The 15962-nt window shown below is 73.4% G+C and carries 12 protein-coding genes; 4 read left to right on the top strand and 8 right to left on the bottom strand.

Annotated elements, in window-relative coordinates; genetic code table 11:
• Window positions 1-1144 (bottom strand): peptidoglycan-binding protein (locus tag VF825_RS06630; RefSeq protein ID WP_331111423.1); only part of this gene is annotated, 1144 nt, incomplete at its 3' end.
• A gap of 214 nt (window positions 1145-1358) precedes the next feature.
• Between VF825_RS06630 and VF825_RS06625 the strand changes: the two genes are divergently transcribed.
• The 4 genes from VF825_RS06625 (at window position 1359) to pseI (ending at window position 6354) form a co-directional block, all read left to right on the top strand.
• Window positions 1359-2138: a CoA transferase subunit A gene (locus VF825_RS06625; protein ID WP_331111421.1), complete on the top strand. Its 780-nt coding sequence runs from the start codon at window positions 1359-1361 to the stop codon at window positions 2136-2138.
• Between the two features lie 3 nt (window positions 2139-2141).
• A complete protein-coding gene (locus tag VF825_RS06620; RefSeq protein ID WP_331111419.1) occupies window positions 2142-2780 on the top strand; it encodes a CoA transferase subunit B in 639 nt (212 codons plus the stop codon).
• A gap of 99 nt (window positions 2781-2879) precedes the next feature.
• Complete coding sequence (locus VF825_RS06615) at window positions 2880-5222, top strand: hypothetical protein (protein WP_331111417.1); 2343 nt, start codon at window positions 2880-2882, stop codon at window positions 5220-5222.
• A 73-nt stretch (window positions 5223-5295) separates the two neighbouring features.
• The gene (pseI, locus tag VF825_RS06610; protein WP_331111415.1) at window positions 5296-6354 is read left to right on the top strand and encodes a pseudaminic acid synthase; all 1059 of its coding nucleotides are present in this window, start codon (window positions 5296-5298) and stop codon (window positions 6352-6354) included.
• 78 nt (window positions 6355-6432) lie between these two features.
• On the opposite strand, the gene pseH is transcribed toward pseI, so the two are convergent.
• The 7 genes from pseH to VF825_RS06575 form a co-directional block, all read right to left on the bottom strand.
• Window positions 6433-6984, bottom strand: a complete 552-nt coding sequence (gene pseH / locus VF825_RS06605) for a UDP-4-amino-4,6-dideoxy-N-acetyl-beta-L-altrosamine N-acetyltransferase (RefSeq protein ID WP_331111413.1) — start codon at window positions 6982-6984, stop codon at window positions 6433-6435.
• A complete protein-coding gene (locus VF825_RS06600; protein WP_331111411.1) occupies window positions 6981-7391 on the bottom strand; it encodes a MaoC family dehydratase in 411 nt (136 codons plus the stop codon). Before VF825_RS06600 ends, pseH begins: the two co-directional genes overlap by 4 nt.
• The gene (locus tag VF825_RS06595) at window positions 7388-8410 is read right to left on the bottom strand and encodes a hypothetical protein (RefSeq protein WP_331111409.1); all 1023 of its coding nucleotides are present in this window, start codon (window positions 8408-8410) and stop codon (window positions 7388-7390) included. Before VF825_RS06595 ends, VF825_RS06600 begins: the two co-directional genes overlap by 4 nt.
• Window positions 8407-9150 carry a glycosyltransferase family protein gene (locus VF825_RS06590; RefSeq protein ID WP_331111407.1) on the bottom strand — a complete coding sequence of 248 codons (744 nt, stop codon included), beginning with the start codon at window positions 9148-9150 and terminating at the stop codon, window positions 8407-8409. The genes VF825_RS06595 and VF825_RS06590 overlap by 4 nt, the downstream gene beginning before the upstream one ends.
• Window positions 9151-9243: 93 nt before the next feature.
• Complete coding sequence (locus VF825_RS06585; protein ID WP_331111405.1) at window positions 9244-11331, bottom strand: SpoIID/LytB domain-containing protein; 2088 nt, start codon at window positions 11329-11331, stop codon at window positions 9244-9246.
• Window positions 11328-14021: an FG-GAP-like repeat-containing protein gene (locus tag VF825_RS06580; protein WP_331111403.1), complete on the bottom strand. Its 2694-nt coding sequence runs from the start codon at window positions 14019-14021 to the stop codon at window positions 11328-11330. Before VF825_RS06580 ends, VF825_RS06585 begins: the two co-directional genes overlap by 4 nt.
• A gap of 235 nt (window positions 14022-14256) precedes the next feature.
• Entirely contained in the window at window positions 14257-15786 is a 1530-nt protein-coding gene (locus tag VF825_RS06575) for a bifunctional UDP-2,4-diacetamido-2,4,6-trideoxy-beta-L-altropyranose hydrolase/GNAT family N-acetyltransferase (protein ID WP_331111425.1), read from the bottom strand.
• Window positions 15787-15962 lie beyond the last annotated feature (176 nt).

The following is a 15962-nucleotide window of genomic DNA, read 5'->3' as shown; positions in this document are numbered from 1 at the left end:
GGGCGGGCTTCGGCGCCGGGGCGGCCGAGCCGGCGGCCGGCACCAGCCTGGCCCACGTCGCGGCGTCCAGGACGCCGGTGACCGGCACCCCGTGGCTGGCCTGCCACGCCACGAGCGCCTTGAAGGTGACCGGCCCGAACGCCCCGTCGGCGGTGACGCCGAGGGCGCGCTGGGCGATGGCGATGGTCGGGCTGCTCTGGCCCTGACGGAAGGTCGGGTAGCTCGTCGGCGCCGGCGTGGGCGCCGGCGTGGGCGTGGTCGCGACCGGCGCACCCGGTGCGAGCCGGGCCCACGTCGCCTTGTCGAGGACGCCGGTGACCGGCACCCCGTGGCTGCGCTGCCAGGCCAGCACGGCGGCGCGGGTCCCACCGCCGAACTGCCCGTCGGCGGTGATCCCGAGCAGCTTCTGGGCCACCGCGATGTCGGGGCTGCTCTGGCCCTGGACGGCGATGGCGTGCACCGAGGTCGGGGCCGCCGGCAGGCTCACCGGGCACGGCGTGGTGTTGCGGCCGGAGTAGATCGGGGCGTACGCCCCTGCGTAGACGCGGCACGGGCCCACGTCGGGCACGGTCACCGGGGTGCCGGTCCACCAGGAGGTGCGCTTCATCGCGCCGTCCCAGGTGAAGCTGAAGTGGATGTGGCTGGTGTGCGGGTCGCTGCCGCTGTACGCCGCCCAGCCGCGACCGGGGTCGTACTCGCGCCACATGTGCTTGTTCCAGATGATGTACTGGATCCCGAAGCGCCGGGCCATCGCGCCGTTGTCCGCGCTCAGCCACGCGGTCACCGAGTCCGCGATCGCCTTCTGGTCGGGGTTGTTGACGCTGAGCATCCAGTCCAGCGCCCGGCCGTCGTAGTGCTCGCTGGTGTCGGTGGCGCAGTAGCGGCTCACGCCGTAGTTGCCCGACCTGTACGCCGCCAGCATCAGGTCGCCGAACGCCCGCACCCCCGGCTTGTCGACCGGGTCGCAGGAGACCTGCGGCTGCCAGGGCGTCATGACGTCGAGGGCGGCGGGCAGCGCCTTGGTGGGCGGCGCCGGGACAGGTGCGGTCGTCGCGGCGTCGGCCGAGCCGGCCGCCCACACGGCGAGGACGGGCAGGGCGATCGCGGCCCCACCGGCCGCCGCCCACCTGACCGTGCTGGCCATGCGTCACATCCTTCACACCAGTCCCGACACCACCATCCGGATCAGTTATCCCGTGGCGCCCCACCGGCGACAAGCGGTTTGGTCGAATTACACGCCGGTAGTTCCCCGAGCCGTGGCCCGCCGGGCACCTGTGCCCGGGCCACACCGTTCCCCCGGCAGGGGTGTCCTCCCGGGCTGCACCCGGCCTCCCGCGGGCACGGCTAGAGTCCCGGCCATGGACAAAGTCGTCTCCACTGCTGCCGAGGCCGTCGACGGGATCGTCGACGGCTCGTCCCTGTCCGTGGGTGGCTTCGGCCTCTGCGGCATCCCCACGGTCCTGATCAAGGAGATCCACGACCGGGGCGTCACCGACCTCGAGGCCGTCTCCAACAACTGCGGCGTCGATGAGTGGGGCCTGGGGATCCTGCTGAAGGACAAGCGGATCCGCCGGATGATCTCCTCCTACGTCGGGGAGAACAAGGAGTTCGAGCGGCAGTTCCTCTCTGGGGAGCTCGAGGTCGAGCTGACCCCGCAGGGCACCCTCGCCGAGCGGCTGCGCGCCGGCGGCTCGGGCATCCCGGCCTTCTACACCGCCACCGGCGTGGGCACGCAGGTCGCCGAGGGCGGTCTGCCCTGGCGCTACGCCCCCGACGGCTCGGTGGCCAAGGCCTCCCCCGCCAAGGACACCCGCGAGTTCGCGATGGGCGGGGGCCAGACCCGCACCTACGTGCTCGAGGAGGCCATCGTCACCGACTTCGGCCTGGTCCGGGCGTGGAAGGGCGACCGCCACGGCAACCTTGTCTTCCACGAGTCGGCGCGCAACTTCAACCCCCTGGCCGCGATGGCCGGCCGCGTCACCATCGCCGAGGTCGAGCAGCTCGTCGAGCCCGGCGAGATCGACGCCGACCAGGTGCACCTGCCGGGCATCTTCGTCCAGCGCGTGCTCCCCCTCACCCCCGAGCAGGCCGCCGACAAGCGCATCGAGCGCCGCACCGTCCGGTCGAAGGAGTCCTGACCCATGGCACTGACCCGCGAGCAGATGGCCGCCCGCGCCGCCCTCGAGCTGGCTGACGGCGACTACGTCAACCTGGGCATCGGCCTGCCCACCCTCGTCCCCAACTACGTGCCCGAGGACGTCGAGATCGTCCTGCAGTCCGAGAACGGCATCCTGGGCGTCGGCGCCTACCCGTTCGAGGGCGAGGAGGACCCCGACCTCATCAACGCCGGCAAGGAGACGGTCACCCTGCGCAAGGGCGCGTCCTTCTTCGACTCGGCCACGAGCTTCGGCATGATCCGCGGCGGCAAGGTCGACGCCGCGATCCTCGGCGCCATGCAGGTCTCCGCCGGCGGCGACATCGCCAACTGGATGATCCCCGGCAAGATGGTCAAGGGCATGGGCGGCGCGATGGACCTGGTCCACGGCGCCCGCAAGGTCATCGTCCTCATGGAGCACGTGGCCCGGGACGGTTCCTACAAGATCGTCAACGACTGCTCCCTGCCCTACACCGGCAAGGGCGTGGTGCAGCGGATCATCACCGACCTGGCCGTCATCGACGTGACCGACAAGGGCCTCGTGCTGCGCGAGCTGGCCCCCGGCGTCACCGAGGACGAGGTCCGCGAGAAGACCGAGCCGGAGCTGGTGTCCGAGCTCACCTGACGCAGCGCCGGGGCGGGCGGCGCCACCGTCCGCCCCGGCCACGTCCGCCCCCGCCGGGCCGTAAAGAACCCTTTCAGATCCGGTTCCTAGTCTGCGCGTGTGACCATCGCCGGCCGTGTCCCCCCCGGGACCCACGTCAGGGCTCCCCGACAGCGCCCCCGCTTCGCCGCGGGCCCCTCCCGGACCGCCGCGCGGCTCGCGCCCGCCCTGTTGCTGGCAGCCACCTGCGTGGCCACGCTGCTGCACTTCGCGACACCGCCGCAAGATCTGGCCGGGTATGCCGCGTACCTCGCCCTCGGGCTCGTCCTGCCGGGTTTCGTGGTGCACCGCGCGCTGCGCGGCCCCCAGGACACATGGGCGGCCGACCTCGCCCTGGGCGCGGCGACGGGCCTGTGCCTGGAGCTCCTGGCGTGGGCGGCGACCACCGCAACGGGGCATCCGCGGTGGATCGCCCTCTGGCCGGTCCTTGCCGTCGCCGCCGGTCTGGGGTTCCCGGCCGGCCGCCGCCGGGTCCTGACCCGGCCCGCGGGCCGCTGGCCGGTGTGGGTGAACGCCGGAGTGGCCACCGCCGGCGCCCTGCTGGTCTGGCACCTGTCGCGGATCTTCCTGTCCGTCTACGACCTGCCGCCGACCGCGCACCCGTACTACCCGGACCTGTTGTGGCACCTGGGTCTCGCCGCGGAGGCCACCCGGTCGGTCCCGCTGCAGACCCCGCAGGTCATCGGGGCGGGGACCTTGCACTACCACTGGTTCGCCGACGCGCACATGGCCGCCGCGCACGCGTTCACCGGGATCGCCCTGCCCACGCTGCTGCTGCGGCTGTGGGTGCTGCCGATGGCGCTCCTGACGGTCGTCACCACCGCCGTGCTGGCCCACCGGCTGAGCGGCCGGCCCGGTGCAGCGGTCATCGCGGCGTGGCTGGTCGCCCCGGCCATGACCCTGGACTGGTGGCCGTGGACCGCCTCGAGGATGGAGGTCTTCTCGCCGCTGTCCCCGTCGCAGCTCTACTCGATGCCGATCACCGTCCTGTTCGTCTACGCCCTGAGCGACCTGGTGCGCCGGCGGGCCACGACAGGCACCGTCACGCTGCTGGCGCTCAGCGCCGTGGCGTCGGTCGGAGCGAAGGCATCGTCGACCCCCGTGCTGCTCGGCGGGGTCCTCGTGGCGCTGGTCCTGCCCTGGGGCCGGCGGAGTGACCGTCGCAGGCTGGCGGCGACCGCGGTGGGCCTGATCGCCGTCGAGGCCGTCGGGTCCAGGACGGTGCAGGGGGGCTTCTCCGGCGGAGGCCTGCAGCTCTTCTCGGACCTGTCGTCGATGTGGGCCTACCACGACGTGGTCACGGGCACCTCCCACACGCCGAACCTCCGGACGCCCGTGCTGCCGGGCCTGGTGGGTCTGGGCGGGAACCGGCTCCTGCTGCTGCTCGGCATGGTGGGCATCGAGCTGGTCCGCGCACTCAGGACCCTTCTCCTCGTCCTGCCCCTGGTCCTCCGACCCCTCCGCCGCGACCCGATGGCGTGGGCGCTCAGCGGCATGTGCGCCGCCGGCCTGCTCGCGACGTTCGTCATCGCCCACCCGGGCTACAGCGAGTACTACTTCCTCTACACCACGGTGCCCTTCGGAGCGGTCCTCGGCGCCTGGGGGCTGACCGCCGTGGCCCGGTCCTCCCCTCGGGCCGCCCGGGTGGCCCTGGCCGGTGTGGGCTTGGGCGCGGTGGTCTCCGCGGCCGGGGACCTCGCCCTGAGCCACGGGACACGGCGAGCCGCCCCCGCACTGGTCCTCGCCGGACTGTGGCAGCCGCTGGCCGTGTTGCTCGCCTTCACGGTCGTCCTCGTCCTCGTCCGGGGCGTGGACCTGTTCCGCCGCCGCGCCCGGCCGCAGCTCCCCGGTCTGGCCGGCCTGGGCGTGGGCGTCGTGGTGGGCCTGCTGGTCGTGGCGCTGCCCCTGCAGGACCTCGTGGACCCGCGCACCGACCTCGCCACCCACCCCCCGCCGGTCAGCGCCGCCGCCCGGGCCAACCTCCTCGACGAGTCCCGGGCCGGCACCTGGATCGCCGAGCACGTGCCCCTGCGCGACGTGATCGCCACGAACGACCACTGCCTCGGTGAGGCGCGCCCCTCCTGCGCCGCCATGTCCTGGTGGGTCTCGGGCCTGGGGCAGCGCCGCACCCTCGTCGAGGGCTGGGCCTACCAGGCGGGGCCGGGCCGGCTCTTCGGCGACCCGCAGCTGCTGGCGCTGAACCAACGCGCCTTCACCGACCCGACGCCCTCGGTCCTGCAGGCCCTCCGGGACAAGGGAGTCGACTGGCTCGTGGGCTCCACCCTCTTCGGTGTGGTCTCGCCGCGGCTGGCCCACGAGGCGGCCGTGGTCGAGCGCTTCCGCACGGTCACCATCTTCCGGCTGGTGTCCGCACGCCCTCGGGCCCCTGCGGTGCCGGCGTGAGCGGGCCACACGGCATACGGTGTGGCGCTCGCCCGTAGGCTGGGGGCCCTGACGTCTGACGGGAGAACCTGACATGCCCACCCCCACCCCCGTGACCATCGGCGAGCACGAGGTCGGCGCCGGCGCGAAGCCGTTCGTCATCGCCGAGGTCTCCGGCAACCACAACGGCTCGCTGGAGCGGGCGCTCGAGATCGTCGACGCGATCGCGGACTCCGGCGCCCAGGCCGTGAAGCTGCAGACCTACACCGCCGACACCATCACGATCGACTCCGACGGCCCGAACTTCCGGATCCGTGGCGACCACGACCTGTGGGGCGGGCGCACCCTGTACGACCTGTACACCGAGGCGCACACGCCGTGGGAGTGGCACGAGCCGATCTTCGCGCGGGCGCGCGAGCGCGGGCTGACGCCGTTCTCCAGCCCGTTCGACCCGACCGCCGTGGAGCTGCTGGAGTCCCTGGGTGCGCAGGCCTACAAGATCGCCTCGGCCGAGGTCGTCGACCTGCCGCTCATCCGCCTGGTCGCCTCGACCGGCAAGCCGATGATCATCTCCAGCGGCATGGCCACCATCGGCGAGATCGACGCCGCCCTCAACGCCGCCCGCGACGGCGGCTGCAAGGAGATGGTGCTGCTGGCCTGCACCGCCTCCTACCCGGCGCTGCCGGAGGACGCGCGGCTGCAGTCCATCCCCACGCTGCAGTCGGCGTTCAACATCCCGATCGGCCTCTCCGACCACACCAAGGGCATCGGCGTCTCGGTCGCCGCCGTCGCGCTCGGCGCCGTGGCCATCGAGAAGCACGTCACCCTCAAGCGCGCCGACGGTGGGGTCGACTCCGACTTCTCCCTGGAGCCGGACGAGCTCGCCGCCCTGGTCACCGAGACCGACGCCGCGCGCCTGGCCGTCGGCCCGGCGAAGTTCGGCCCGACCGCCGCCGAGCAGGACACGCTCAAGGTGCGCCGCTCCCTCTACGTGGTGGAGGACGTGCGCGCCGGCGACCCGGTCACCCGCGAGAACGTCCGCTCGATCCGCCCCTCCGGCGGCCTGGCCACGGACCTCATCGACACGGTCCTCGGCCGGACGTTCGCGGGCGACGTGTCGCGCGGCACCCCGCTGACGTGGGACCTCATCTGAGCCGCTGAGGCAGCCCGGCACGACGACGGCCCCGGCCCACCAGGTGGTGGACCGGGGCCGTTCGCCGTCGCGGGGGTCTCAGGCGATGAGCTCCCGGCCCCGCAGCTTGTCGGCGAAGACGTCGCGGCGGTCGGCCCAGGTGGGGGCGAACATCGCCAGCACGTGCACGTCGACCCGCTCACCGTCGCGCAGCCAGTGCTCGCGCAGCAGGCCCTCCTGCTCGAAGCCGAACTTCTGGTGCATGGCCACGACGGCCTGGTTGAAGGAGAGCACCTCGCAGCACAGCTTGTGCAGCTTCAGCTCGGAGAAGACGTGCTCGAGCACGAGGTACTCCACCGCCGAGCCGACGCCGCGACCGCGGGTGGAGGGGTCGGCGAGGTAGAACGCCCAGGACGCGCGGCCGTTGTCCGGGTCGATCTCGGAGAGGAACGCGGCTCCGACGGGCTTGCCGTCCATCACCACGGCCCAGCCCCGTCGGTCCTCGGCGGTCAGCAGCTTGGTGAACCAGGCGTCGTGGACCTCCCGCGGGATCGGGTCGGTCGTGTACATGTAGCGCGCGACGTCGGGGTCGTTGCGCCAGTCCAGCAGCTGCCAGCGGTGCTCCTCGGCCAGGTCGACGAGCTCGATCATGATGCGCCCTTCTGTCGCGGGGGCAGGACGACGGCCTCGCCGTCGACCACCAGGTCCCCCTTCTGGTTGGTGCAGGTGGTCCGCATCCGCACGCGGCCCTTCTCCTCCAGCGCCACGACCTCGACCGTGGCGGTGACCGTGTCACCGAGGAAGACCGGCGCGCGGAACTTCAGGTCCTGGGAGAGGTAGATCGTGCCCGGCCCCGGCAGCCGGGTGCCCAGGCACGCCGAGATGAGGCCGGCGGTGAGCATGCCGTGCGCGATGCGCTTGCCGAACGGCGTCTCCGCCGCGTGCACCTCGTCGAGGTGGGCGGGGTTGGTGTCGAGGCTGACGGCCGCGTAGAGCGTGACGTCGACCTCGCCGATCGTCTTGCTCAGGCTGGTGCTGTCACCGACGGTGATCGTCATGGGTGTGCGCTCCTGACGTTGGGTTGGCCTGCATGGTCGAGCACCCGGAGGGCGCCCCGGCCGTCGACGAGGCTACTGAGCCCGTCGGCCAGGCCCCGAAGTCCCCCCGCGCGGTCGGTCACGGAACGCAGGGCCGCACCGATCGCCGCCTCGTCCACCGGCAGGCGGCCCAGCCCGATGACCAGGTCCTGGGCGACCAGGCGTCGGTAGACGTCCGTCTGGTTGTCGGCCACCTCCAGCGCGGCCACGGGCCGGGCGAGGCAGGACAGCTCCCACACCGTCGAGCCCGCCGCGGTCACCACCAGGTCGGCCGCCAGCATCCGCTCGGCCACGTCGTCCACGCGGGGCAGCTCGGTGACCCGGCCCTCCCGGTGGGCGCTGGTGCGCCCGGGCACGACGACGTCGACCTGCGCGTGCGGGTAGCTCTGCGCCGCGACCCGGGCCACCCGGAGGGCGGACCCGCTGGGGTCCGTGCCGCCCATCATCACGAGCACGCGCCGGGGCACGTCCGGGAGGGCGTCGAGGGCGGCCAGGGCCTGCTCGCGGCGACCGGTGAAGTCCGGCCGCAGCAACGCGTATGACGGGCCCGCCAGCAGCTCGGTGCCCTCACCGAGGCGCGTGTCCAGCTCCTGCGCGCCGAGGTTCTGGTTCACCACGAGGTCCACGTCGAGGAGCCGGTCGGCGACGTCGTCGACCAGCACCAGCCGGGGCACCCGGCCGCGCACGGCGGACATCCAGGCGGTGTCCACCCGGTAGCTGTCCACGACGAGCACGGCGCCCTCGCCCAGGGTGGTGACGTGGCCGATCACGGCCTCGGGGGTCCAGACGGTGGTGTGCGCGGACCAGCCGCGCTGACGGGCCTGCTCGTGGGCCCAGTCGATGGCGTCGGGCCGCAGGAGGACGGAGACGTCCCAGCCCGCGCGCGCCGCCGCATCACCCAGCGCGGTGCAGCGCACGAAGTGGCCCACCCCGGTGTCGGCAGCGGCCTCGGCCGCGATGACCAGGCGCCGGGAGCTCATCCTTCGTCGAGGCTCTTCTGCCGCACGCCGGCGTTGATCGCCACCAGGTCGGCGTCCGCGCGCAGCGCCGCGACCACCTCCCGCCAGGACGGCGGACGGTCGCCCAGCCGCTCGACGAGGGCCTCGATCAGGGCGAGGTCCTCCGTGGTGTCCAGGGTGACCCGCAGGTCGGAGGCGTCCGGGTGCAGGGTCACGCCCGCCACCTCGAACTCCTCGGGGTGCGTGTAGAGGTAGCTCGTGACGTGGGTGCGGTGGTGGGCCAGGTCCGGCGTGGAGAGCAGCTCCGCCAGCCGCTGCAGGGCCGCGACCGAGGCGACCTCCGCGTCGAGCCCCCGCGGAAGGCACCGGGGGCTGACGGTGCTGACGTGGTCCAGGGACGGCCGGCTCCGCCACGTGCCGACGACCAGCGAGGCGACCTCGGGGTCCAGCAACGGGCAGTCGGAGGTGAACCGGGCGATCGCGTCGGCATCGCGACCCTCGACCGCCTGCAGGAACCGGGAGAGGACGTCGTCGACGCTGCCGCGCACCACGGGCACGTCCAGCCGGCGGCCGAGCTCCTCGACCGCGTCGTCGCCGGGCTCGGTGGTCGTGGCCACGACCACCTCGTCCAGGCCCTGCACGTCACGGGCAGCACGCACCACCCACTCCAGCACCGGTCGGCCCGCCAGGGGGCGCAGCACCTTGCCGGGGAGCCGGTTGGATCCGGTCCGGGCCTGGATCACGCCCACCACCCTGGTCACGCCGTGCCTCCACCTGCGTCGCGGTCTGCGGTCGCCCGGGAGCCTATCCCGCCCGAGGCCCCACGGCGGTCCGGGGCCTCGGGCGGGAGGCGCTCAACCCAGCAGGTCCAGCGCCTGCCAGCCGGCGCCGATGGTGCGCGCGGACCCGAAGGTGCTGCCGTTGCCCGGGTAGAGCAGCAGCGCGCCGTCGCTGCGGACGACCACGAGGTCGGGGCGTCCGTCGGCGGTGTAGTCACCCACACCGCGCATCATCCGCACGCCGGTCCAGCCGCTGGCCGCCACGGTGGTCGGGCCGAAGCCGCCGCCCGAGAGGGAGTGGTAGACCCGCACCTCGCCGGTGGTGCCCTTCATGAGGACCGCCAGGTCGGCCCGGCCGTCTCCGTCGAGGTCACCGACCCCGGTCACCTGGGCGGCTTGGTCCCAGCCGCGCCCGATGACGACACCGGGCCGGAAGCTCCCCCCACCCAGGCCGGCGTAGAACACCAGCTCACCGGTGGACTTCCTGACGCCCATGAGGTCGGGCTCGCCGTCGCCGTTCCAGTCCCCGGGGGCGATGACCTGGCTGTAGGTCGTCCAGCCCTTGCCGATCACGCGGCCGTTCGTCACCCAGCCGTGGCCGTCCCCGGCATACAGGAGCAGGTCCCCGGCCGTGGTCACGGCGACCATGTCGGCCAGCCCGTCGTCGGTGAGGTCGCCCGAGAGCAGCACCGTGGTCGCCGCCTGCCAGCCGGCGCCCTGGACCGTCACCGGGCCGGCCGCGCCGGTGGCGGTCGTGTCGTAGATGCGCAGCCGCCCGGTGCCGGTCTCCCGGGCCACGATGTCCGCGGTCCCGTTGGCGGTGAGCTCGTGCAGGGTCCCCGACCAGCGGGGAGCCCACCAGGAGTGCTGGAGCCCGGCCACCGACTGGAAGGCGCTGCCGCTGACGACGACGCCGCCGGGCTTGCTCGTGCCGACCAGGCGCACCTCCAGGACCCGACCGCCGAAGTCGCCGTGACCGTCACGTCTGGTCACCTCGAACGCGGTCATCCGGCCGAGACCGTAGGCCTGCTCCAGCGTCGACACCGGCACGGAGTCGACCCACGAGTGCGGGTTCGGCCAGGACGGTCCGTACTGCTTCACGACCCCGTCGTACTGGTCCGGCTGGGCCACGAGGTAGGGGAACGCGGAGCTGTTGGCGGAGGTGGACCAGCCACCGTTGCTCGCGCTGAACTCCGTGAGCGCCGGCGCTCCGCCGTAGAGCACGTACCTCCCGGCCGTGGCCAGGACGGCGCTGTCGCCGTTGGTGTCCTCGGTGGCGGTGCCGCTGAAGACCTGGCACTGCACGGTGTCGCAGACATCCGCGCCGTAGGCGGCGTACGACTTGGCGGAGCGCAACCGCGCGGCATACGTGCGGGCCGCCGTGGCCTGGGCCTTGAGCGCCTCGGCGCCCCACCCGGTCGGCATCTCCGACGGCACGACCGAGCGCAGGTAGCTCGACATGGTCATGACGCCCACCGTGCGCTCGCTGGGTGCGGCCCCGTCGGCGAAGGCGCGCACACCGCCACGGATCCCCTCGCGGGAGGACCCGCGGACCAGCTGCACCACCGGGCTGGAGGCGCTGGGGGTGCAGTCGCTCAGCGCGGGCGTGTCGGTCATGGCCACGACGAAGGTCGCCGCGGTCCCGGACGGGGTGATGCTGCTCCATGGAGTCGTCGCGAACGTGCCGTCGGCCATCCGGCTGAACAGCCGCAGCCCGTCGGCCGTGTTGACGATCTTGAAGCCGGTGACCTGCGAGCTGACCCCCAGGTGCGAGATCCGCGCCGTGTTGTCCGAGCCGGTCCAGCACAGGGCGAGCCGGCTGGTCCCGTCGACCTCGGTGGTGCGGTCGCTGTCACCCGAGATCCAGACCCGCACCAGCCCGTCCGACAGGCTGCCCTGGGTCGTGCCCGGGTAGTAGTGGGACAGGATCTGGTCGTACTTCACGCCCAGGCTGGCCGCGCCGTAGGCACCCCACTGGGACATGCCACGGCCGTGGCCGTAGCCGTGCCCCGCGAACTGGATGGTCGAGCCCTGTCGCGGATAGGTCTCCGAGGCCCTGGCCGGTGCCGCCGGTGACCCCGCGACGAGGAACGGCGCGACGACTGCCGACACCGCCACGAGCCCGCCGAGGCCGGCCCGCCCCCTGCGTGTGAGACGCCTCATCCCAGCACCTTCCCTGTCGAGCCACCGAAGACCGGCTGGCGGCCGGGGTTGAGCCCGCCCACGCCGTTGCCGGTGTAGAGCCACAGCTGCCCCGTCGTGGACCGGGCGAGCACGTCGTTGCGGCCGTCACCGTCGTAGTCGCCCACGGCGATCAGCTGCGCGAGGTCGTTCTGGCCGCTGCGCAGCACGACGTAGTCCTTGAGGATCCCGGGGCCGGCGCCGCGGAAGAGCAGGAGCGCGTGGTCGCTGGCGCGCAGGCCGACCAGGTCGTCGTTGGCGTCGGAGTTGAACGCACCGGCACCCACGACCGAGGTGATGCCCTGCCAGCCCGTGCCGATGACCATCGTCGGCTTGAACGTCAGGTCGCGCCGCGGCGAGTAGCGCCGCAGGTTGTTGTAGGCGTCGCGGGCGATGAGGTCCGGGACCCCGTCGTTGTCCAGGTCCCCCGCGGCCTCGATCAGGGTCATGGCGTTCCAGCCGCCACGGCCGATGACTCGAGGCGTGCCGAACGTGCCCCCCGCGGCGCCGGGGATGAACTGCAGGGTGTCGGAGGAGGGCACCCTTGCCACCGCGTCGACGTAGCCGTCGCCATTGACGTCGCCGATCAGGCGGACCAGGTCCGCGCCGGGCACCGTCGGGAACGAGGAGGACCGGTCGAGGTCGCGCAGGCCGGTCCCGGCATACACGCTGAGCGACCCGCCGTTGCTGGCCGGGATCACCGCCAGGACGTCGGGACGGCCGTCACCGGTCCAGTCGACGCCGCCAGAGATGGCGCTCGCGACGTTCCAGCCCGCGCCCCAGCGGTTCATCCGCGTCAGGTGCCCGGAGCTGTCGCCGTAGTAGGTGCGCATCACACCATCGGACTCGCGGGCCACCAGGTCGGGGTTCCCGTCGCCGTCGAGGTCACCGGCCGCCGTCACGAGCGGCAGGGACCCCCAACCCGGTGCCCAGACCACCGCCCCGGCCAGCGAGCCGTCGGCCTTGCCGGCCGACATCAGCAGCGCGCCGTCGGAGGTCCGCACCGAGAGCAGGTCCGGGTGGCCGTCGTGGTTGAGGTCACCGACGGCGGAGATCGAGCGCACGGCGTTCCAGCCCGTGCCGACGAGCACGCCGGGCTGGAACCAGCCCGCCCCGTCACCGGCATAGAACACCAGCCGGCCGTCGTTGGTCCGCGCGAGCAGGTCGTTGTGTCCGTCGCCGTTGCGGTCACCGGCGGGCACGATCGCGGTGAACGCGTTCCAGCCCTTGCCCTGGGCGATCACGGTGCCCGTCACGCCACCCTGCCCGTTGCCGGCGTAGATGCGCAGCCCGTCGCTGTTCGGGTCCTCGGCCACGATGTCGGGGTGGCCGTCGCCGGTCAGGTCGGGGCTGAGGCTGACGAGGCGCAGCGCGTTCCACCCGGCGCCGAAGTGCGTGACCGTCCCGACGGGCTCCCGCCGGGCCGACAGCAGGGCCACGGCGGGCGTCGGTCCGGTGGACGGGTAGCTGAGGACGTCGTTGCGGCCGTTACGGTCCACGTCGCGGCTGATGCCGCTGCGGGGCAGGTAGCCCATCAGCGCGGCCACGCCCGAGCGGATCTCCGGCAGCTTGTCGTAGAGGTACTGCCCCGGGCAGGTGGTCTGGTAGGCGTCCCGGTGGCCGGAGATGCGGTTGAACGTGTCCTTGGCCTGCGTGGTGAAGGTCGAGACCGTCCCCGTGGCCGGGATGCCCGAGAGGGTGAACTTCCACGCGAGCACGCGCTTGATCGCGTCGACCATCGCCTGCGGCGGGCTGGCGGAGACGAAGTTGCCGATCGCGGAGACACCGGTCGACCACGAGTTGTAGCCGAGCGTGTGGGCGCCGACCACGGCCTGGTCCATGCCGCCGTAGCGGCCCTCCCAGATCCGGCCGAACCGGTCGACCAGGAAGTTGTAGCCGATGTCGTCCCAGCCGTTGCTCTCGACGTGGTAGGCGTAGATGCCCCGGATGATCGAGGGCACCTGGTCGGCGGTGTAGCTGTTGGTGCTGTCGGTGTGGTGGACGAAGCCCACCTGCACCTGGCCGAAGGACGGGCTGCCTCGCCGCAGCGACTCGTCGGCACCCCACTGGGCCCGGGTGTAGATCGTCGGCTTGGCGGCGGAGGCCGCGGCCGAGCCGGGCGGCGTGGCGCCGATGGCACTGTCCGCGTCGGAGACCCCGGGGTCGATCGCCGTGACCTGCGCGGCGGTCGGCGCGGTGCCGTCGGCGGCCAGGGCGCGGACCTGGAACTGCGTCGCCCCGGTGACGACGTAGGGCTGGGTCGCGTGGGAGGCCCGGGCGGCCTCGGCGCCGTCCGGACCGTGCGAGTCGTCCCGGTCGAGGGTCTGCCACTCGCCCCAGACCCCGGCGTCGTAGGTGCGGATCTGGAAGGTGTCGCTGGCGGAGACCCCACCCGACGGCCAGGAGACGCCGACGACGGAGACACCGTCGTGGACGGCCTGGGCCGGCGCGATGGCGGCCGCGCGCGCCGATGCGACCGGGTCCGGTGCCGCCGGTCGCGCAGCGGTGCGCGCCTGGGGGCCGACCGGCGCCAGCTGCGCGACGGGCGTCTGGACGAAGTGGGCGGTGCGCTCGACCGGCTTGACGGGGTGGGGTGCGGCACGCCCGGCGAGGAACGGGCTGCCGACCGTGACCAGGGGTGCGACGGTCAGCGCCGCCGCGACGAGGCCCACCTTCCAGACGGCCGCGGGACCCGGTCTGCGGCGCCCCCCTCCTACCGGGTCGGAGCCGGCATCAAGCACCACCGTGTCAACCATCGCGTTACGTCCCCTGCTGGTGTCGTCGTATTCGTCGCGTGAGGTACCTCACTGATACGCCGTCCAGAATCGGTCACTTCGGCCTCACGAATCAGGCGTTTCACACGAGACACACCGATTCTTTACACAACGCGCGGGACCGCGGGCCGCCTCAGCGCGTCACGCGGCCCGGCCCCGGCCGCCGGAACCGGGCGAAGCCGTCCTCGTCGGGCGGCAGGTCGGGCAGGTAGCCGGCGGCGTCGAACAGCCGGCGCGAGGGCTCGTTGTCCTCGTGCACGACCGCGAGGTATGCCGTGACCTCACGCCCCCGGGTCAGCTCCACCTCCCCTGCCGCCAGCAGGCTGCGGGCGAGCCCCTGGCCGCGCCGGGACGGCGCGACCGTGATCGACACCTCCCAGTCCCCGGGCGCGTGCTCGTCCCAGCGGACCGTGCCGACGTCGCCGACGGCGTCGGAGACCAGCAGCAGCACGCGGTCACGTCGCCCGAGGCTCGAGACCAGCCAGCTCTCGTGCTCTGCCCGGGTGACCGTCCGCCCGGAGCGCGAGCTGTGCGCGTCGACGTGCCGACGCCACTCCCACAGCAGCTCGGCGTCGTCCCGGGACGCGGCCCGCACGGTCCAGCCCTCCGGGAGGACCGGCGGCACCGGCGCGGGGCGGACGAGCGCGTGCTCCCAGGCTCCCACGATGCGCCAGGCCCCCAGCCCGTCCACGAGTCCGGCGGCGGCGGTGGCCATGGCCTGCCGCGCCTGCCGGTCCAGCAGCAGCTCGCGCAGGGCCCGCCCGGTCCGCTCCGCATCGGCCGCGTCCTGCGGACCGCCGAGGCCCGTCGCCGCACCGGCGGCGACCACCCGCGCATACCCGTCCTGCTGGTTGTCGACCGCCTGCACCAGGGCCATCGGGGCGCCGACGCAGCACAGCTCCCACACCGTGGTGCCCGCCGCGCTGACGACCAGGTCGTGGGAGCCGAGCAGGGCGGTGGCGTCGGCGCCCGGCTCGTGCAGGTCCAGGTCCAGGTGGGCCGCTGCGCCGGCCGCCTCTCGGACCTGCGCCACGTGGTCTCGCCGGACGACCACGCTGACCTGCAGCGGCAGCCCGGTCCGGGCGAGCGCCCGGACCACCAGCGGCGTCAGCCCGAGCGGGTCGGTGCCGCCCATCTGGACGAGGACCCGCCCGGCCTGCTCCGGCTGCTCCCCCGGCCTCGCGCGGCGCTGGTCGCGCACACTCCGGCGGATCGCCGCGAACTCCGACCCGCGCAGGACCCAGGCGGAGCCGTCGTCCGGGCGGTCCTGGCGCTGGGCGCCCACCGTGGGGTCGATCACGACGTCGGCGCGGCGGCGGCCGAAGGAGCCCTCCTCCATGCTGCTCAGCAGGGTCCCGCCGGGCAGGTGCCCCCCGGCCGGGAGCGGCGCCAGGTCGTAGTGGTCGACGTGCAGCACCTGCGCGGGGTGCTCCTCCAGCAGGGCCGCGACAGCCTCGAGCCCGTCACCCGGCCGGGCAGGGGGCATGGCCAGCACCGGGACGTCCGCGGCCTCCAGCAGCCGGCGGGCGAGGTCACCCTCGACGTGCCCGGCGAGCAGGGCGTCGTGCCCGCGCCGCCGCAGCTCCTCGACCAGCGCCAACGTGCGCACGAGGTGCCCGACGCCGAGGGGGCCACCGCCGTCGCCGCGGAAGAGGACCCGCATCGCTCGCACACCGCTCCTTCTCGTGCGTTCTCCCAGCCGTGACATCATGCCGTAAACGCCAGCGCCACCAAGGAGGCACAATGTCGGTCCTGTCCGGTTCCTCGATCCTCATCACTGGGGGGACGGGGTCTTTCGGAAAGGCCTTCCTGCGGCACGTCCTGGACGAGCTCGACCCG

It is taken from the genome of Oryzihumus sp. (genome assembly GCF_036391795.1).
Taxonomy (GTDB): Bacteria; Actinomycetota; Actinomycetes; order Actinomycetales; family Dermatophilaceae; genus Oryzihumus.
The sequence above is the reverse complement of the archived record's forward strand: the minus strand, read 5'-3'. Positions and strand labels throughout refer to the sequence as shown.